Raw genomic sequence first — 17,729 nt, forward strand, 5'->3', positions numbered from 1 at the left:
GAAACGGTTTTCGGATAAGATGCGCGTCAAAACAAGAAGATCGACGTCGGCGAAAGATCAGCGCCTTTTCGCGGGCTGGGCCTGCAAGATCATATTATGCCGTTTTTCAAGCTCGGCCTCGACCGCCTCGATTTCCTGCGCCTTGCGGCCCTCGTCCCAGCCAAGCTCCCGCGCCAGAATATCGGCGATTGCGGCCAGATTGCCGTTGGTCAGCGCCCCGTCGATTGCAAGCGTGGTGCGCCGCAGAACCACATCGGCCAGATGCACGACAAGCTCGTTGCGGGCGATCCACGCGATCTCGGTCGTGCTGACCGTATCGGTATCGGGCAGCGTCGTGACGCCTGTTGCCGCCTCCTCGCCCATGATCGGCAGGGCCGTGGTGCCGTAGCGCCGCAAAAGCGTTTCGACACGCGCGGCGGACAGTCGGGTTTGCGAAGCGTATTTCGTCACCCATGCCTTGCGCGCCATGTCATCCGAAGGACAGTCCCTGCCGCCGCCAATGGCAAGGTTGCGCGTCGATTTGACCCGCGCCCGCCCGAAGCGGTCGAGAACCTTGTCGGCCACTTCCTCGGCAAAGCCGCGGAAGGTCGTCCATTTGCCGCCGACGAGCGAAATGATCGCGAAAGGGCGGTCCGCTTCGGGCTCGATGACCGGCGCGGAGTGGTCGCGGCTGATAAGCCCCGGTTCGGAGGCATTGGAAGCCGGAAGCGGACGGATGCCGCTATAGCTGTAGACGATCTGGCTGCGGTCGAATTGCAGGCCCGGCAAGAGCGAGCGCAGGCTGTCGATGAAATAATCCGTTTCAGGATCGTCGCAGCGCACATTGTCCGGGTCGTCTGACGGAATATCAGTGGAGCCGACCAGCGCCAGACCGTGATAATCGTAGACGAGACAGATGCGCCCGTCGTCGGCCTCGAAATAGATCATGCGGCCGTTGAGGCTTTCCACCAGCCTGGGGTGGTCGAGCAGGATATGCGAGCCCTTGGTGCCGCCGATCATTTTCGTCTCTTTGCCGAGCGCTGCGTTCACACGGTCGATCCATGGCCCGGCGGCATTGACGACGATCTTCGGCCTGACCGCGAATTTCGCGCCGTCCGGCCCCTCGAAGCCGACCACGCCGTTTGCGACGAAAGCAAGCGTCGTGAAATTGACGGCGGCGCTTTTCGGATTGGCGCACAGCCCGTCGCTGACAAGCTCATAGACCAGACGTTCCGGCTGGCTGACCTTCGCGTCGTGATAAATGCCGCCCGCCACGATGGAAGGCGTGATATAGGGCATTTCCCTTACCGCCGTGTTTCTCAGCAGGAAACGATGGCGCGGCATGACGCGCTCGCGCGCGCCGAAATAATCGTAAAGCGCAAGGCCGATCTTGATGAGCACGGCGCCGCGGCTGCGCGGCGCGGTCGTCGATCCGAACAGCGTACGCAGCGCCGCCGTGATGCCCTTGCCCCACGAAAAGACCGGAATGAAAGTGGGCAGCGGTTCGACATTGTGCGGCGCGTTCTTCAGCAGGAGATTGCGCTCCAGCGTCGATTGCGCCACAAGGCCGAATTCGCCGGTTTCCAGATATTTCAGCCCGCCATGGATGAGCCGGGAGGGCGCGGAACTGGTGCCGGAGCCGAAATCCGCCTTGTCCACGATCAGGCAGTTCACGCCCTGCTCGCAAAGGTCGCGATAAAGCCCTGCCCCGTTGACGCCCGCACCGAGGATGAGCACCTCCACGCCCTCGGCCTCAAGCAGCCCGATGCGCTTCTTCATGTCGGCATGACTTACGAAATCGTTCATTTCAGTGTCTCTTTGAGGCGCGGGACACGCCCTTTCATGTCAATCCTTGAGGGCTTCGATCTTCGGCCAGAGAGGACCGAGCGCCGAGGCAATCTCCCTGAACAGCCCATAGCGCTTCTCATAGAGCGCGCTGCGCTCACGATCCGGCTCGTAAGCGCGGGCGATGGCGTCGAGATCGCGCGGGTCGCCATAGACATCGGCGAAAACGCCCGCCCCCTTGCCCGCGCATAGCGCCGCCCCCCAGGCGGCGGCCTCGTCCGTATCGGTGACGGTAACGGGCATCCCCAGCACATTGGCGAACATCTGCGCGAAAGCCGGGCTGCGCGACACGCCGCCGGTCAGCCGCGCGGCAGAGATCGCGAAACCGTCCTTCAGATGGTCCACATGGATGCGATGGTTGAAGGCGATGCCTTCCCAGACGGCGCGCAGCATGTCGCCGCGATCCTGCCAGCCGCGCAGGCCGAAAAAGGCCCCGCTCGCCATCGCCCCATAGGGCGAACCGAACAGATAGGGATGGAACAGCGCCGTCGAGGGCCTTGCCAGCGCCGCGTCGATTTCCGGGCGCAGCATGTCATGGATCGAGCGCCCCGTCTCCTCGGCCTCACGGCGTTCCGCCGGGCAAAGCTGGTCGAGAAACCAGTCGTAATTGGCCGTCGATGCGGGCGAGATCGACATATTGTTCCATTCGCCGGGCGCGATGCCGTTGCGGCAAAACCAGCTTCTGTCCACGCGCGGCTCGCGGGAAAGCGTCTCGTTGATCGAATAGGTTCCGGCCACGACCGCGACCGTGCCTGTCTTCAACCCGCCGACGCCGAGCGCGGAAGCCGTCACGTCATGCAGCCCGCCGACAACGGGCGTACCGGCGACGAGGCCCGTGCGCTCAGCGCATTGCGCCGAAACGCCACCGACGATCTCGTCCGAGCGCGACATGGGCGGAAGGGCGTCCCAAAGCTCGTCCAGCCCGAACAAGGCAAGCGCCTCGCGCGAATAATCCTGCGTGTTCACATCGGTAAAGGAGGTCGAGGCCTCGGTGCGATCCGTGCCGACCGCGCCGGTGAGGCAGAAGCGCAGCCAGTCCTTGCAGGCGATCACATGCGCGATGCGGCCATAGCGTTCCGGCTCGTTCTGCTTCACCCATGCCAGAATGGCCGAAGGGGCCGATGCGTGCGGCAGTTGCCCGGTAACGGCAATGGCGCGGTCCGCGACGGGACTGCCGACCCAGCGCTCCGCCACATCGACGGCACGGCTGTCGAGCGACAATATGCCTGCGCCGAGCGGACGGCGATCCCTGTCCAGCATATAAATGCCGTCGCCATGGGCCGTGGTGGCGATCGCCAGAATATCGGAAGCCGGGCGCCCGCTTTTTGCGATGGCTTCGGCAATCGCATCGGCGGTCGCGTTCCAGAACGCGTCCATGTCGCGCTCGACATGGCGTGGGTGCGGGAACGATTGCGCCACGCGGCGGCGCGCGACGGCAAGCGGCGTTCCGTCAATATCGAACAGGACGGCCTTGGTGACGGTCAGTCCGCTGTCGATTCCGAGCAGAGAAGGCATGAATTCTATTCCCGACTCATGATTTCGATCCGCCCGATCGGGCGATCACAACCTCGATACCCTGCGACTGCATCCGCTCCAGATGCGCTTCCGGCGTATGTTCATCCACGATGACAACATCGAAATCGGTCAGCGCGCCGAAATTGTGCAGGGCGCGGCGCTCGAATTTGGTGTGATCGGCCAGCAAAATGCGCCTGGCGGCGCAGTCCAGCATGGCGCGCTTGGTCTCCACCATTTCGGGCGACTGGTGAAACAGGAGATCGTCGGTGATCGCGGCAATCGACATGAAGACCACATCGGCGCGAAGACGCCGGATCTCATGGATCGTCATACCGCCCACGAAGGCGTTGCACCAGTTATAGAGCTGGCCGCCGAGACCGAGCAGCGTCACGTCCTTTATGTCGCGCACTTCGTTCATCAGGGTGAGCGAATTGGTGATGACGGTCAGCGGACCCTTGTCCGGCAGATGGGGCACCATCTGTAATACGGTGGTGGAATCGTCGAAGAAGATGGCCTGTCCCGGCTCGACGAACTGCATGGCGGCTTCGGCGATCAGCTTCTTTTCTTCCGACTGGCGGCTGACGCGATACTGGTCGCTCGCCTCGATGAGGCTGGTCGGAGCCGCCGATACGATCCCGCGCGATTTGCGGAACAGCCCGCGGCTTACAAGTTCATCGACATCGCGATGGGCCGTCATGAGGCTGATGCCGAAACGCTCGGTCAGGTCCTCGATGCGCATCGAGCCTTCGGCCATCACTGTTTCAGCGATCTGCTGGCGCCGGACCAGCTGGCGCGCATGGCGGCTGTCGTTCGGCACCTGCCCGGTCTTCAGGCCATCCGTCATCAGCTTGTCGATGCCTGCCTTGTTGCTCACAGCCATGCCTGCCAACCCGTCCCCTTGTTCGCACGTTGTTCGCGCATCGTTCGCGCACCCCGAAAGCGTTTCGGCTGACGGGGTGCACCTTGTTCGAACCTTACTGTTCGAGAACGAACGGCGAGGTGTACTTGTCGACATTGTCCTTGGTGATCAGGATGCAGTCGAAAAGCTGCTTTTCTTGATCGACGCCGGTCTTGCCGGTCTTGATGAAGTTGTCGGCCTGCTTGACGGCAGCTTCGGAGAAGACGGCGACCGGCTGGAGAACGGTGTACTGGAGTTCACCGGCCTTGATGGCCGCAACGGCATCCGGCGAACCGTCGAAACCGCCGACCTTGACCTGGTCCAGCTTGCCGGCCTGCTTAAGAGCGGCAATCGCGCCGAGAGCCATTTCGTCGTTACCGGAGATGACGCCGATAATGTCCGGGTTGGCCTGAAGCAGCGACTGCATCTTGTCGTGGCCCTGGGTACGGTTCCAGTTGGCAACGTCCTTGCCGGCCTTCACCAGATCCGGGTACTGCGACAGAACCGTTTCATAGCCGTTCGAGCGCGTGGCGGCATTGTTGTCCGAAGGCGCGCCGAAAAGTTCGACATATTTGCCCTCTTCGCCGACGCTTTCGACCCACTGGGTCGCGCCGAGGGCCGCGCCCTGCGCGTTGTTGGAAACGAGCTGCGCCTTGGCAAGACCTTCCTGATTGATTTCGGCATTCACGAGGAACACCGGAATATTGGCGGCAACGGCGCGCTTGACCGCACCGACCGAACCGTCGGCATTGGCCGGGTCGAGGATGATCGCCACCGACTTGTTGGTGATGGCCGTGTCGATCAGGTTGCTTTCGGTGTTGGTGTCGCCCTTGTGGCCGCCGACGACAGCCGAATAGCCGAGGCCTTCAGCGGTCTTCTTGGCGATTTCGCCTTCGGTGTACCAGTACGGGTTGGACGGATCGTTGACGATCACCGTGATCAGACCCTCGGCCCAGGCCGTGCTGGCAATAAGCGGCAATGCTGCCGCAGCGGCGAACAGAACGCGCATACCCTTCTTGAACATAGTCTCACTCCCTTGACGTTTTTCATTTGCATTATGCCGGTTCCCCGGCGGGTGCATTATGCCGGTTCCCCGGCGGTACACATTTCCATGAGGTGCGGATATTCGAGATGATGCGCCTTTCTGGAAACCTTTCGACACTCCCGGATAGCGATGAAGAACCGGCTCCGCCCGGAACGGTGGACGGAGCCGTAACCGGTCATCTCCGGGAGTATTGAATGCTGTTGAGCAGAACCGCGAGCACGATCACCGCGCCGGTAAAGACGGTCTGCCAGTAGGAGGACACGCCGATGATCACGAGGCCGTCGGAAAGGAAACCGATCACGAAGGCGCCGAGAAGCGTGCCCTGGATAGTACCGCGCCCCCCGGTGAGCGCCGCGCCGCCGATGACGACGGCCGCGATTGCCGTCAGTTCGTAGGTGGTGCCCGCCGTCGGTCCGGCGGAGGTGAGCTGCGAGGACAGGACCAGACCGGCAATTGCCGCGCAGATGCCCGAAATCACATAGACCGAAACCTTGACGCGCTTGACCGGGACGCCCGAAAGCTCCGCCGCGCGCTCGTTGCCGCCCGAAGCATAGAGCCAGCGGCCGAAGGCGGTGCGGTTGAGAACGACGGCGCAGATGATGGCCAGCACCGCCAGAACCAGAACGCCGATCGGCACGCCGAACAGCTTGTTGAAGCCGAGCCAGTCGAAACCCGTATTGCCGAGTTCGGGGCGTCCGCCGAGATTGTTGTAGGTCAGGCCGTTGGTCATCAAAAGCGCTACGCCGCGCGCGCAATAGAGAACGCCGAGCGTCGCCACGAAGGCTGGAACGCGCAGATAGGCGATCAGTACGCCGTTGACGGCTCCGACAAAGGCGCCGAGCGCGCAGGTGATGAGGACCACCGCCCAGACCGGGAAATAGAGGATGATGCCGAATTGCTGCAAGGTGACGCCCTGCATCAGGAAACCGGCGACCACACCCGCCAGGCCCAGCGTGGAGCCGACCGAGAGGTCGATGCCGCCATTGAGGATGACGAGCAGCATACCGATCGCGAGAAGGCCGAAAATCGCCACATGCGACGACATGATGAGGAAGTTGTCGACCGTGAAATAATAAGGCGAAAGAAACGAGAAAACTGCGATGATCGCAATCAGCGCAAAGAATGCGCGACCTTCGAGCAGCAGATGCACGATGCTGGTTTTCCGCTTCGCGCCGTTCGGAGCCGCTGTTTCCTTGTTGGTGCTCGTGACTGACATTCTATCAGTGCTCCATGACTATTTTAGTGACCGACCATGGCTTCGCCCGAGGCGGCCATGATCTTTTCCTTGGACACGTCCGATCCGAATTCGGCGGAGATGCGTCCACGGTGCATGACGATGATGCGATGCGCGATGCTGAGGCATTCGCCGACTTCCGAGGTCGTGTAGATGACCGCAAGCCCCTGCTTCGCCTTTTCGGCGAGAAGCTTGAACACTTCGGCCTTCGCGCCGATGTCGATGCCGCGACTCGGCTCGTCGAGCAGGATCACATCCGGCTCGGTGGCCAGCATCTTGCCGATCACGACCTTTTGCTGGTTGCCGCCCGAAAGCGACCCGATGGCCGCTTCGCCGCCGTCGGTCTTGATGTGAACGTTCCTGATCGACTGATCGACGATCTGCTTCTCGCGCTTGCGCGAGGTGAACAGGCCCCTGGTCATTTCGGCGATGCTGGCGAGCGACAGGTTTCGTCCAACGGTCATCGTCTGGACGAGGCCGTCACGCTGGCGGTCTTCCGGCACCAGAACCAGCCCCTTTTCGATGCGCTGGGCGATGGTGAGACCGGAAATGTCCTGCCCTTTCAGGAGAACGCGGCCGCCGCTCGGCTGAAGGCGCCCGGCAACGGTTTCCAGAAGCTCGGTGCGGCCCGCGCCCATCAGGCCGTAGATGCAGACGATTTCACCGGCGCGCACGTCGAGCGACATGCGATCCACCAGCGAGAAACCGGCGCCGCCCGGATCGGGAACCGTCAGGTTTTCGACGGAGAGCGCCACATCGCCCCGCTCATGGCCTTCCGGCGGCGAGCCGAGATCGAAATTCTCGCCCACCATATTGCGCACGATCCATTCCAGATCGATTTCCGCGCGCGGCGCATAGGCCGTCATGGTGCCGTCGCGCAGCACCACCGCATGATCGGTGATTTGCAGCGCTTCTTCCAGATGGTGCGAGATATAGACGATGGCGACGCCGCGCGCCGTCAGGTCGCGGATGACCTTGAACAGCACCTCGACTTCCGAAGCGCTGAGCGCCGAAGTCGGTTCGTCCATGATGAGAATGCGCGAATTGACCGAAAGCGCGCGCGCGATTTCGACCACCTGCTGCTGGCCGAGACGCAGTTCCTCGACCGGCGTCAGCGGATCGATATCTTCTTCCAGCTCAGCCATGAGGCCGCGCGTCAGGCGCTCTTCCTCTGCGAAATCGACGCCGGTGGCGGTGCGTATCTCACGCCCCATGAAGATGTTGTCGCGCACATTCATGTTCGGCGCGAGGCTCAGTTCCTGATGGATGATCGAAATGCCGTGGTCGCGCGCATCGGTCGAGGAACTGAACGTCACCGGCTCGCCGTCGAGGATGATCGTGCCGGAGGTCGGCTGGATCACGCCCGAAAGCACCTTCATCAGCGTGGATTTGCCCGCGCCGTTTTCGCCGAAAAGAGTCGTGACCTGACCCCGGCGGATTTCGAAATTGACGCCCTTCAGCGCATGAATGCGACCATAGGACTTGGCTATATTGTCCGCGGCGAGAACGACATCGCCGTTCTTGCCTTCGATTTTCGCTGTCGCGCTCATTTCACTTCAAGCCCCACGGGCGTGACGAGCCAGTTCTTCGGATTGACGACCTTGAACACACCGACGACCGAAACCGTCTTGCCGTCGAGGTTTTCGGCATCGACCCCCGCAAGCACCTGTTTCTTCATCTCATTGTTCAGCGCCGAACCGGCATTCTGATATTCGATCTGGTTCTTGAACTGGCCGAACTGAATCTCGCCGGTCGCATCGCGCAGGTCCGTGCCGTTGATCGCCGGGCCGGTCTGGACGCGGATCGCCACGCCTTCCGGCATACCCTCGACCTTGACGATATTGTAATTCGACTTGCGCTGCTGCACGGTGCCGGTGAACCTGACCGGGACGACCGGATTGACGTCGCCCACGCCGTATTTCTTTCCGGCGGCGGCCTTGTCGGCAACAAGCGCATTGCCCACCTCGACGGCATCCACGGCGCGCTGCTCGACGCTCGCCTTCACCTTCGGAAATTCGGAAGCGCCATAGGCTTCGGGGGAGAAAACCTGCTGGCGCACATCGGCATCGGATCCGATGCTGACGACCTTCGTGTCGAAACCGATTGCGCCGATGACCACAACCGCCGCGATAACGCTCCACAGGATGGCGCGGTTCACCCTGGCGGGCTTTTGTGAAACTGGACTGGTTTGTGCACTCATTATCAAACGCCTTCAGCAATTCTGCCGGATTGTCGCTATGGAAAGGAAGTCAAGCGGTCAGATCGCAACCGCCGGACCATTGCCGCAACGGGCGCCGCGGACCGGACAGGCGGAAGCCGCCGCGCGGGCGGGGCAGGATGCGGCAGGCAAGATCATGGTATCCTCCACATGAATTCCGAAAACCGCGTCCCCTCGCTGCGCCCGGAAACAGATGCGCCGCAGTCGGACCCTGTGATAGCGGCGTGTTATCAACTTCAATAATGATGTTATAAAGCGCCAAAGCTGTCAATCGGGTGTTTTCCGAACGGTGGCGAATTAGCACGATTTACGGGCAAACCGACATCACAATCCGGCGAAATCCACCGCATAATATGAGACAGGTCTGGCCACCGGCATCGCTTGCAACAGCTTGCAACCGCCCACCCACCATGAAAGAAACTCAAAATATATCTATTTATTTTCAATATATTATCAGAAATTCCATTTTCGGAAAGATCGATCTTCAGGCCCATTCATCGGAAAAATCCGCACCTGGCGGCATGGTGATTTTTCCGGTCCCCACCTCTTATTGAAAAAAAATTCTTCGATCCAAAAATTTTACAGACAATGGCAATATGTTATGTTATCTCCAGCATACGCCATCGCCCCAACTCCTCATAAAAGCGGGCTGCGAGCGACATTATTTCAGTCGCGGGAGGTATCCGGATGTTTATGAAAGCTTATGTCGGCCATGCGTGAGAAGGGCGACATCATCATCGGAATCGACGCGGGCACGTCCGTTCTCAAGGCGGTCGCCTTCGACCTCAAGGGCCGCCAGATCGGTTCCGCCGCCGTTCGCAACAGATATGACACCGGCGAACACGGCGCTGTCACCCAATCGCTCTCCCAGACCTGGCAGGATTGCGCGCGCGCCCTGCGCGATCTTGGCGAAAAGATGCCCGGACTGGCGGAACGCACGGCGGCTATCGCCGTCACAGGGCAGGGTGACGGGACCTGGCTCGTCGGCAAGGACAACCAGCCGGTTGGCGACGCCTGGCTGTGGCTCGACGCGCGCGCCGCCTCGACGGTGACGCGTCTTGCCGCAGGGCCTTTGAACCGCGCGCGTTTCGAGGCGACCGGCACCGGCCTCAATACCTGCCAGCAGGGCGCGCAGATGGCGCATATGGACAGCATTGCGCCGGAGCTTCTGGACAATGCGGAAGCGGCCCTTCACTGCAAGGACTGGCTTTATCTCAATCTCACCGGCGTGCGCGCCACCGATCCCTCGGAAGCGAGCTTCACCTTCGGCAATTTCCGCAATCGCCAATATGACGATGTGGTAATCGAAGCGCTCGGTCTTCGAAAGCGCCGCAATCTTCTGCCGGAGATCATCGACGGCACCGAAGTGCAGCATCCGCTTTCTCCCGAAGCGGCGGCTGCTACCGGGCTTCTGGCCGGAACGCCGGTCAGCCTCGGCTATGTGGACATGGCCATGACGGCGCTGGGTGCAGGCGTGCGCGGCGGCACGGCTGGCGCCGGATGTTCGACCATCGGGTCGACAGGCGTACATATGCGCGCCAAGCCGGTTGCCTACATCCATCTGAACAGCGAGGGCACCGGCTACGTCATCGCGCTGCCCATTCCCGGCATCGTCACGCAGGTGCAGACCAATATGGGCGCGACGATCAATATCGACTGGATATTGCAGGTCGCAGCCGACCTCATGTCCTCGCCGGAAAAGCCGGTTTCGCTTGGCGACCTCATTCCGCGCCTTGATGACTGGTTCAATGCCAGCCGTCCCGGCGCGATCCTCTATCACCCTTACATTTCCGAAGCAGGCGAGCGCGGCCCCTTCGTCAATGCCGATGCGCGGGCGGACTTCATCGGCCTGTCCAGCCGCGACCGTTTCCCGGAACTGGTCCGCTCGGTCGTGGAAGGCCTCGGCATGGCGACGCACGACTGCTACGCGGCCATGGGCGAAATGCCCGCCGAACTGCGCATCACGGGCGGCGCTGCCCGCTCCAAGGCACTGCGCAGCACCCTGTCGGCGGCGGTCAACGCGCCCGTGCGCGTGTCGGCCCGCGAGGAAGCGGGTGCCGCAGGCGCTGCCATGATGGCCGCTGTCGCAATCGGCGCTTATGCAGGCATGGACGACTGCATTGCCGAATGGGTCGAGCCGCTATTGGGCGTGAGCGAAGCGCCGGATGCGGCGCGCGCGCGCCATTATGAAGAACTTTTCGTTGCCTATCGGGAAGCGCGGCTGGCTCTCGCGCCGGTCTGGGACAAGCTGGCCCGCATTTAGACTATGGGATGCGATTGCATCCGAAGGAGCATGAAATGGCTGAACCGGAAACCTGCGACCTGTTTGTAATCGGCGGCGGCATCAACGGCGCGGGCGTGGCCCGCGACGCTGCCGGGCGCGGCCTCAAGGTCGTGCTGGCGGAAAAGGACGATCTGGCGCAGGGCACTTCTTCGCGCTCCGGCAAGCTGGTGCATGGCGGCCTGCGCTATCTCGAATATTACGAATTCCGCCTTGTGCGCGAAGCGCTGATCGAGCGTGAAGTGCTTATGAACGCCGCCCCGCACATCATCTGGCCGCTACGCTTCGTCCTGCCGCACAGCCCGCAGGATCGCCCGGCCTGGCTGGTGCGGCTCGGCCTGTTTTTGTACGACCATCTCGGCGGTCGCAAGAAGCTTCCCGGCACGCGCACGCTCGATTTGCGCCGCGACCCGGAAGGCACGCCGATCCTCGACCAGTACACAAGAGGCTTCGAATATTCCGACTGCTGGGTGGACGATGCCCGCCTCGTCGCGCTGAACGCGGTCGGCGCTGCCGAAAAGGGCGCGACCATCCTCACCCGTACGCCTGTTATTTCCGCCCGCCGCGAGAATGGCGGCTGGATCGTGGAGACCAGAAACAGCGATACCGGCGAGACCCGCACGTTCCGCGCCCGCTGCATCGTCAACTGCGCCGGACCATGGGTCACGGATGTCATCCACAATGTCGCGGGATCGAATTCCTCACGCAATGTGCGCCTCGTCAAGGGCAGCCACATCATCGTGCCGAAATTCTGGTCGGGCGCGAATGCCTATCTCGTCCAGAACCACGACAAGCGCGTGATCTTCATCAATCCTTATGAAGGCGACAAGGCGCTGATCGGCACCACCGACATCTCTTATGAGGGCCGTGCCGAGGACGTGGCGATCGACCAGAAGGAAATCGACTATCTGCTCGCCGCCGTGAACCGCTATTTCAAGGAAAAGCTGCGCCGCGAGGACGTGCTGCACTCTTTCTCGGGCGTTCGCCCGCTTTTCGACGACGGCAAGGGCAACCCTTCCGCCGTTACGCGCGACTATGTCTTCGATCTCGACGAGACCGGCGACGCGCCGCTGCTCAACGTCTTCGGCGGCAAGATCACGACCTTCCGCGAACTGGCCGAGCGCGGTATGCATCGCCTCAAGCACATTTTCCCGAAGATGGGCGGCGATTGGACCCATGGCGCGCCGCTGCCCGGCGGCGAAATTCCCGATGCCGATTACGAAACCTTCGCCAATAGCTTGCGCGATACCTATCCGTGGATGCCGCGCGCCCTCGTCCATCATTATGGGCGGCTCTATGGCGCACGCACCAAGGACGTTGTTGCCGATGCACGGAACCTTGCAGGGCTGGGCCGTCATTTCGGCGGCAATTTCCATGAGGCGGAAGTGCGTTACCTGATGGCCAGGGAATGGGCGAAGACGGCGGAAGACATCCTCTATCGCCGCACCAAGCATTACCTGCACCTGACCGAAGCCGAACGCGCCGCTTTCGTGGAATGGTTCGACAATACCAGAATCACCGCTTGAGGACACACCATGGCCCTTACGCTTTCGCTGAATACCAATCCGCTGGTCAATCGCTTTGCCGAACCGGGCGACCTGATCGAAACGGTTGCCCGCGACCTGCGCCTGCGCGACCTTCAGCTTACCCATGAGTTCATCAATCCGAGCTGGCGCGCCTCGACCATCCGCCGCCTGACCCGCGACATGGATAAGGCCTTGCAGCGCACCGGCGTCCGCGTCACCTCCGGCATGACCGGCCCCTATGGCCGCCTCAATCATTTCGGCCACCCCGACGCAGAAGTGCGCCGCTATTATATCGACTGGTTCAAGACCTTCGCCGACATCATCGGCGATCTTGGCGGCAAGTCGGTCGGCACGCAGTTCGCCATCTTCACCTATAAGGATTTCGACGATCCGGCGCGCCGCGAAGAGCTTATCAGGATCGCTATCGACTGCTGGGCGGAAGTGGCCGACCACGCGGCGGGCGCGGGCCTCGACCATGTGTTCTGGGAGCCGATGAGCATCGGGCGCGAATTCGGCGAGACGATTGCCGAATGCATGAAGCTCCAGCACCGTCTGACCGCCGCCGACATGGCAATCCCGATGTGGATGATGGCCGATATCGACCACGGCGACGTGACCTCGTCCAACCCCGACGACTACGACCCGTACGCCTGGGCGCGGGCAGTGCCGAAAGTCTCGCCGATCATCCATATCAAGCAGAGCCTGATGGACAAGGGCGGGCACCGTCCCTTCACGGCCGCGTTCAACGCCAAAGGCCGCATCCAGCCCGAACCGCTGCTGAAAGCCTTTGCCGAAGGCGGTGCCGTGGATAATGAAATCTGCCTTGAACTTTCCTTCAAGGAGCGCGAGCCGAACGATCGCGAGGTCATTCCGCAGATCGCGGAAAGTGTGGCTTTCTGGGCACCGCACATTGACACCGGCGCTAAGGACTTGAAGATATAGGGCAATCAGGAACGGGAACGCTTTCTACAATGGCGGATGCTGACGATTCACTGGCGCTGCGCGCCGCCTGGCTCCATTTCGTGGGAGGCATGACCCAGTCGGCCGTTGCCAAGCGGCTCGGCCTGCCTTCGGTGAAAGCACATCGCCTGATTGCCAAGGCCGTTGCCGACGGTGCGGTGAAAGTGAGCATCGACGGCGACATCACCGAATGCATCGATCTTGAGAACCGCCTCGCCGACATATACGGCCTGCATTACTGCGAGGTCGCGCCCGACATTGGCGAGGAAGGCCTGCCGCTGATGGTCCTCGGCCATGCGGGCGCGGATTTTCTGCGGCGCGAGATCGAGCATGGCGATCATGAAGTCATCGGCATCGGCCATGGCCGCACATTGTCCGCCGCCGTCAGCTACATGCCGCGCGTCGCCGCCAGCAATGTGCGCTTCGTTTCCCTGCTCGGCGGCCTGACGCGCAATTTCGCCGCCAACCCGCATGACGTGATGCACCGCATCGCAGAGAAGACCGGGATGCCCGCCTATGTGATGCCGGTGCCCTTCTTCGCCAATACGGCGGAAGACCGCGAAGTGCTGCTCGCCCAGCGCGGCGTCACCACGGTTTTCGACATGGGTTGCAGCGCGGAACTGAAGATCGTCGGCATCGGCACAGTGGACGCGCAGGCGCAGCTCGTCACATCCGGCATGATAGAATTGAATGAAGTCGAGGAAATTGCGAACCTCGGCGGCGTCGGTGAAATGCTGGGTCATTTCTTCGATGCCAGCGGCCAGCGGCTCGAAACGGCACTCACCGCCCGCACCATAGCCGCCTCGGTGGAAAACGCCGATATGAGCCGAATCATCGGGCTTGCCGGTGGTCTTTCCAAGGCCGAAGCCATTCGCGCCGTGCTGAAAAGCGGTCGCCTCTACGGCCTCATCACCGACGAACGCACCGCAAGGGCACTCGTCGGGGAGCCGGAGAGAAAATAACAAAATCACATTTTACCAATGGATTTTTTTGTTATTTTGTGATTTAACGTCGCGTATCAGATGCTCCGCCAATAGATCGGACAAAGCGTGAAGCGCGACGACAGACGACAGGCGATCATAAACCTTCTCATCGAAAATCAGGCCGTCGACCTCGACGATCTGGCGGATCGGTTTGCGGTTTCCAAAATGACGATCCACCGCGATCTCGACTCGCTGGAACATTCCGGCGTGCTGCGCAAGGTGCGCGGCGGCGCGACCATCGATACGGGCACCCAGTTCGAGAGCGATTTCCGCTTCCGCGAGCGGCAGGACGGAGAAGCCAAGCAGAAGATGGCCCGCGCCGCGCTCGAACTGGTCGAGCCGGGCATGACCGTGATGGTCAATGACGGTTCCATGGCGGCGGTCCTCGGCGGTCTGCTCCTGGAAAAGCGCCCGCTGACGGTCATCACCAACAATGCCGTCATCATCGAGGAACTGAAGGGCGAGAGCGGGATCAACCTCATTGCGCTCGGCGGCGTTTTCTCGGCCAAGTTCAATGCATTCTTCGGAATCCTGACGGAAGAGGCCCTGTCGCACCTGAGCGCCGACATCGCCTTCATCTCGTCGCCCGCCGTGAATGGGCAGCTTGTCTATCACATGGACGAGAATGTGGTGCGCACCAAGCGCGCCATGACCGCATCCGCCGCCCGCACCTGCCTTCTGGTCAATCATCAGCGGTTCGGGCGCCCAGCCCTCCATGTCATGGCCAACCTGTCCGATTTCGACGCGATCATCACCGACTCATCCCCCAGCGCGACGGTTCTGGACGATCTGGAGCAGGCCGGGATCAGACTGACAATAGCAGCAGACTAGGAACAGTTACGCATGACCAGATTCTGGGTTGGAACGAGTTGGAAAATGAACAAGACGCTGGCCGAGGCCCGTGTCTTCGCGCAAGCGCTGAAAGCCGCCGACGACAACCGCTCCGCCGACATCCAGCGCTTTGTCATCCCGCCCTTCACCGCCGTTCGCGAAGTGAAGGAAATCCTGTCCGGCACCTCCGTCAAGGCTGGCGCGCAGAACATGCATTGGGCCGATCAGGGCGCATGGACCGGCGAAATTTCGCCGCTCATGCTGAAAGACTGCAATCTCGACATCGTCGAGCTTGGCCATTCCGAGCGCCGTGAACATTTCGGCGAGACCAACGAGACGGTTGGCCTGAAAGTGGAAGCTGCCGTGCGCCACGGCCTGATCCCGCTCATCTGCATCGGCGAGACGCTGGACGACCGCGAAAGCGGTCGCGCGGCGGAAGTGCTCGCGGAAGAAGTGCACGGCGCGCTTTCCAAACTCTCCGACGGGCAGAAGAAGGCTGAAATCCTGTTCGCCTATGAGCCGGTCTGGGCGATCGGCGAGAACGGGATTCCGGCTTCCGCCGATTATGCCGATGCGCGGCAGGCCGAAATCATTGCGGTTGCGGAAGGCATTCTCGGACGCCGTGTGCCGTGCCTTTATGGCGGCTCGGTCAATCCCGGCAATTGTGAAGAACTCATCGCCTGCCCGCATATCGACGGCCTGTTCATCGGCCGTTCGGCATGGAACGTGGAAGGCTATCTCGACATTCTGGACAAATGCGCCAGAAAAATTACATCCAGTCAAGGAGTAACATCATGAAAATTGCAGTAGCAGGCGACAGCGCCGGTGAAGGTCTGGCCAAGGTTCTCGCCGACTATCTCAAGGACCGTTTCGAAGTGTCCGAAATCTCGCGCACGGACGCCGGGCCGGACGCGTTCTACGCCAACCTCTCCGACCGCGTGGCTTCCGCCGTTCTGGACGGCACCTATGACCGCGCGATCCTCGTCTGCGGCACCGGCATCGGCGTCTGCATCGCCGCCAACAAGGTTCCGGGCATCCGCGCGGCGCTGACGCACGACACCTATTCGGCGGAGCGCGCGGCGCTTTCCAACAATGCGCAGATCATCACCATGGGCGCGCGCGTCATCGGCACGGAAGTGGCCAAGACCATTGCCGACGCCTTCCTCGCCCAGACCTTCGATGAAGCAGGCCGTTCGGCCGGCAATGTCAACGCCATCAACGACGTCGACGCCAAGTACAACAAGGCCTGATCGGCCAGTCTCTAAAAAGCAGAAAAGCGGCCAAAGGCCGCTTTTCTTTTGCCGTATCGGCAGAATTTAGCTGAACTTCGGGTCCAGCGTGCCGTCGCGATAGCGCTTTGCCATGTCGGCAAGCGGGATCGGGCGGATGGATGCCGCATGACCGGCAGTGCCGAATTGCTCGAAACGCTCCTTGCAGAGCTTGGTCATCGCAGCCATTGCGGGCTTGAGATATTTGCGCGGATCGAATTCGCTCGGATCTTCCTGCAGCACGCGGCGGATCTGGCCGGTCAGCGCCATGCGGTTATCGGTATCGATATTGATCTTGCGCACGCCGTGCTTGATGCCGCGCTGGATTTCCTCGACCGGCACACCCCAGGTCGGCTTCATCTCACCACCGAACTTGTTGATGATGTCCTGCAATTCCTGCGGCACGGACGACGAGCCATGCATCACCAGATGCGTATTCGGCAGCTTGCGATGAATTTCCTCGATCACATGCATGGCAAGCACGGAGCCGTCCGGCTTGCGGGTGAACTTGTAGGCGCCGTGCGAGGTGCCCATGGCAATTGCCAGCGCGTCCACCTTGGTCTCGCGCACGAATTTCACCGCTTCGTCCGGGTCGGTGAGAAGCTGGTCGTGCGACAGCACGCCTTCCGCGCCGTGACCGTCTTCCGCATCGCCCATGCCGGTTTCGAGCGAACCCAGAACGCCCAGTTCGCCTTCGACCGAAATGCCGCCCAGATGCGACATCTCGCTGACCTGGCGCGTGACCGAGACGTTATAGTCCCAGTCGGCAGGGGTCTTGCCGTCGGCCTTGAGCGAGCCGTCCATCATGACCGAGGTGAAGCCTGCCTGAATGGCGGTCATGCAGGTCGCGGCTTCGTTGCCGTGGTCGAGGTGAACGCAGACGGGAATATGCGGATAGATTTCCGTCACCGCATCCATCATGTGACGGAGCATGATGTCGTTGGCATAGGCGCGCGCGCCGCGCGAAGCCTGCAGGATGACCGGCGCGTCGACGGCATCCGCCGCTTCCATGATGGCCAGCGCCTGTTCCATGTTGTTGATGTTGAATGCCGGTACGCCGTAACCCTTTTCAGCGGCGTGATCGAGCAATTGCCGCAGCGTAATGCGCGCCATTTTCCAGACTCCCTTGAATTCTCAACTGATCAG

16 protein-coding genes are annotated in these 17,729 nt (G+C 61.6%); 8 read left to right on the forward strand and 8 right to left on the reverse strand.

Going from position 1 to position 17,729, the window contains the following annotated elements:
• Positions 1 to 57: 57 nt before the first annotated feature.
• The 7 genes from FHS76_RS09430 to FHS76_RS09460 form a co-directional block, all read right to left on the reverse strand.
• Positions 58 to 1,785 (reverse strand): glycerol-3-phosphate dehydrogenase/oxidase, encoded by a 1,728-nt coding sequence (locus FHS76_RS09430; protein WP_183651219.1) that lies wholly within the window; start codon positions 1,783 to 1,785, stop codon positions 58 to 60.
• A gap of 39 nt (positions 1,786 to 1,824) precedes the next feature.
• Positions 1,825 to 3,339, reverse strand: a complete 1,515-nt coding sequence (locus tag FHS76_RS09435; RefSeq protein ID WP_183651222.1) for an FGGY-family carbohydrate kinase — start codon at positions 3,337 to 3,339, stop codon at positions 1,825 to 1,827.
• Between the two features lie 16 nt (positions 3,340 to 3,355).
• Positions 3,356 to 4,219, reverse strand: a complete 864-nt coding sequence (locus FHS76_RS09440) for a DeoR/GlpR family DNA-binding transcription regulator (RefSeq protein WP_183651225.1) — start codon at positions 4,217 to 4,219, stop codon at positions 3,356 to 3,358.
• A 94-nt stretch (positions 4,220 to 4,313) separates the two neighbouring features.
• On the reverse strand, positions 4,314 to 5,261 hold the full coding sequence (locus tag FHS76_RS09445; RefSeq protein WP_183651228.1) for a D-ribose ABC transporter substrate-binding protein: 948 nt from the start codon (positions 5,259 to 5,261) through the stop codon (positions 4,314 to 4,316).
• Positions 5,262 to 5,457: 196 nt separating this feature from the next.
• The gene (locus FHS76_RS09450; RefSeq protein ID WP_183651231.1) at positions 5,458 to 6,498 is read right to left on the reverse strand and encodes an ABC transporter permease; all 1,041 of its coding nucleotides are present in this window, start codon (positions 6,496 to 6,498) and stop codon (positions 5,458 to 5,460) included.
• A 23-nt stretch (positions 6,499 to 6,521) separates the two neighbouring features.
• Positions 6,522 to 8,066: a sugar ABC transporter ATP-binding protein gene (locus FHS76_RS09455; protein WP_183651235.1), complete on the reverse strand. Its 1,545-nt coding sequence runs from the start codon at positions 8,064 to 8,066 to the stop codon at positions 6,522 to 6,524.
• Complete coding sequence (locus tag FHS76_RS09460) at positions 8,063 to 8,716, reverse strand: DUF2291 family protein (protein ID WP_183651238.1); 654 nt, start codon at positions 8,714 to 8,716, stop codon at positions 8,063 to 8,065. Before FHS76_RS09460 ends, FHS76_RS09455 begins: the two co-directional genes overlap by 4 nt.
• A 37-nt stretch (positions 8,717 to 8,753) precedes the next feature.
• On the opposite strand from FHS76_RS09460, the gene FHS76_RS22720 reads away from it, so the two are divergent.
• From FHS76_RS22720 to derI, 8 genes are all read left to right on the forward strand, one after another.
• Complete coding sequence (locus FHS76_RS22720; protein WP_268902635.1) at positions 8,754 to 8,888, forward strand: hypothetical protein; 135 nt, start codon at positions 8,754 to 8,756, stop codon at positions 8,886 to 8,888.
• 558 nt (positions 8,889 to 9,446) lie between these two features.
• On the forward strand, positions 9,447 to 10,997 hold the full coding sequence (locus FHS76_RS09465; protein ID WP_183651712.1) for an FGGY-family carbohydrate kinase: 1,551 nt from the start codon (positions 9,447 to 9,449) through the stop codon (positions 10,995 to 10,997).
• Positions 10,998 to 11,032: 35 nt separating this feature from the next.
• A complete protein-coding gene (locus tag FHS76_RS09470; protein ID WP_183651240.1) occupies positions 11,033 to 12,541 on the forward strand; it encodes a glycerol-3-phosphate dehydrogenase in 1,509 nt (502 codons plus the stop codon).
• A 9-nt stretch (positions 12,542 to 12,550) separates the two neighbouring features.
• Positions 12,551 to 13,483 carry a sugar phosphate isomerase/epimerase family protein gene (locus FHS76_RS09475; protein WP_183651243.1) on the forward strand — a complete coding sequence of 311 codons (933 nt, stop codon included), beginning with the start codon at positions 12,551 to 12,553 and terminating at the stop codon, positions 13,481 to 13,483.
• A 29-nt stretch (positions 13,484 to 13,512) separates the two neighbouring features.
• Entirely contained in the window at positions 13,513 to 14,463 is a 951-nt protein-coding gene (locus FHS76_RS09480) for a sugar-binding transcriptional regulator (protein ID WP_183651246.1), read from the forward strand.
• 87 nt (positions 14,464 to 14,550) lie between these two features.
• Entirely contained in the window at positions 14,551 to 15,315 is a 765-nt protein-coding gene (locus FHS76_RS09485; RefSeq protein ID WP_183651249.1) for a DeoR/GlpR family DNA-binding transcription regulator, read from the forward strand.
• A 12-nt stretch (positions 15,316 to 15,327) separates the two neighbouring features.
• Entirely contained in the window at positions 15,328 to 16,113 is a 786-nt protein-coding gene (locus FHS76_RS09490; RefSeq protein WP_183651252.1) for a triose-phosphate isomerase, read from the forward strand.
• Positions 16,110 to 16,565, forward strand: a complete 456-nt coding sequence (gene derI / locus FHS76_RS09495) for a D-erythrulose-4-phosphate isomerase (protein WP_183651255.1) — start codon at positions 16,110 to 16,112, stop codon at positions 16,563 to 16,565. Before FHS76_RS09490 ends, derI begins: the two co-directional genes overlap by 4 nt.
• Positions 16,566 to 16,631: 66 nt before the next feature.
• On the opposite strand, the gene fba is transcribed toward derI, so the two are convergent.
• Positions 16,632 to 17,696, reverse strand: coding sequence for a class II fructose-bisphosphate aldolase (fba, locus tag FHS76_RS09500; RefSeq protein WP_183651258.1), 1,065 nt, complete (start codon positions 17,694 to 17,696; stop codon positions 16,632 to 16,634).
• Positions 17,697 to 17,729: the final 33 nt, after the last annotated feature.

Source organism: Brucella daejeonensis (assembly GCF_014199265.1).
In the GTDB taxonomy this organism is placed as follows: Bacteria; Pseudomonadota; Alphaproteobacteria; order Rhizobiales; family Rhizobiaceae; genus Brucella; species Brucella daejeonensis.

Bases quoted from the DNA above. Each gene is read 5' to 3' on its own strand.
- FHS76_RS09445 (WP_183651228.1), bottom strand. From the start codon at position 5,261: ATGTTCAAGAAGGGTATGCGCGTTCTGTTCGCCGCTGCGGCAGCATTG.
- FHS76_RS09480 (WP_183651246.1), top strand. From the start codon at position 13,513: ATGGCGGATGCTGACGATTCACTGGCGCTGCGCGCCGCCTGGCTCCAT.
- derI (WP_183651255.1), top strand. From the start codon at position 16,110: ATGAAAATTGCAGTAGCAGGCGACAGCGCCGGTGAAGGTCTGGCCAAG.
- FHS76_RS09460 (WP_183651238.1), bottom strand. From the start codon at position 8,716: ATGAGTGCACAAACCAGTCCAGTTTCACAAAAGCCCGCCAGGGTGAAC.
- FHS76_RS22720 (WP_268902635.1), top strand. From the start codon at position 8,754: ATGGAAAGGAAGTCAAGCGGTCAGATCGCAACCGCCGGACCATTGCCG.
- FHS76_RS09455 (WP_183651235.1), bottom strand. From the start codon at position 8,066: ATGAGCGCGACAGCGAAAATCGAAGGCAAGAACGGCGATGTCGTTCTC.
- fba (WP_183651258.1), bottom strand. From the start codon at position 17,696: ATGGCGCGCATTACGCTGCGGCAATTGCTCGATCACGCCGCTGAAAAG.
- FHS76_RS09465 (WP_183651712.1), top strand. From the start codon at position 9,447: ATGCGTGAGAAGGGCGACATCATCATCGGAATCGACGCGGGCACGTCC.
- FHS76_RS09490 (WP_183651252.1), top strand. From the start codon at position 15,328: ATGACCAGATTCTGGGTTGGAACGAGTTGGAAAATGAACAAGACGCTG.
- FHS76_RS09430 (WP_183651219.1), bottom strand. From the start codon at position 1,785: ATGAACGATTTCGTAAGTCATGCCGACATGAAGAAGCGCATCGGGCTG.
- FHS76_RS09440 (WP_183651225.1), bottom strand. From the start codon at position 4,219: ATGGCTGTGAGCAACAAGGCAGGCATCGACAAGCTGATGACGGATGGC.
- FHS76_RS09475 (WP_183651243.1), top strand. From the start codon at position 12,551: ATGGCCCTTACGCTTTCGCTGAATACCAATCCGCTGGTCAATCGCTTT.
- FHS76_RS09450 (WP_183651231.1), bottom strand. From the start codon at position 6,498: ATGTCAGTCACGAGCACCAACAAGGAAACAGCGGCTCCGAACGGCGCG.
- FHS76_RS09470 (WP_183651240.1), top strand. From the start codon at position 11,033: ATGGCTGAACCGGAAACCTGCGACCTGTTTGTAATCGGCGGCGGCATC.
- FHS76_RS09435 (WP_183651222.1), bottom strand. From the start codon at position 3,339: ATGCCTTCTCTGCTCGGAATCGACAGCGGACTGACCGTCACCAAGGCC.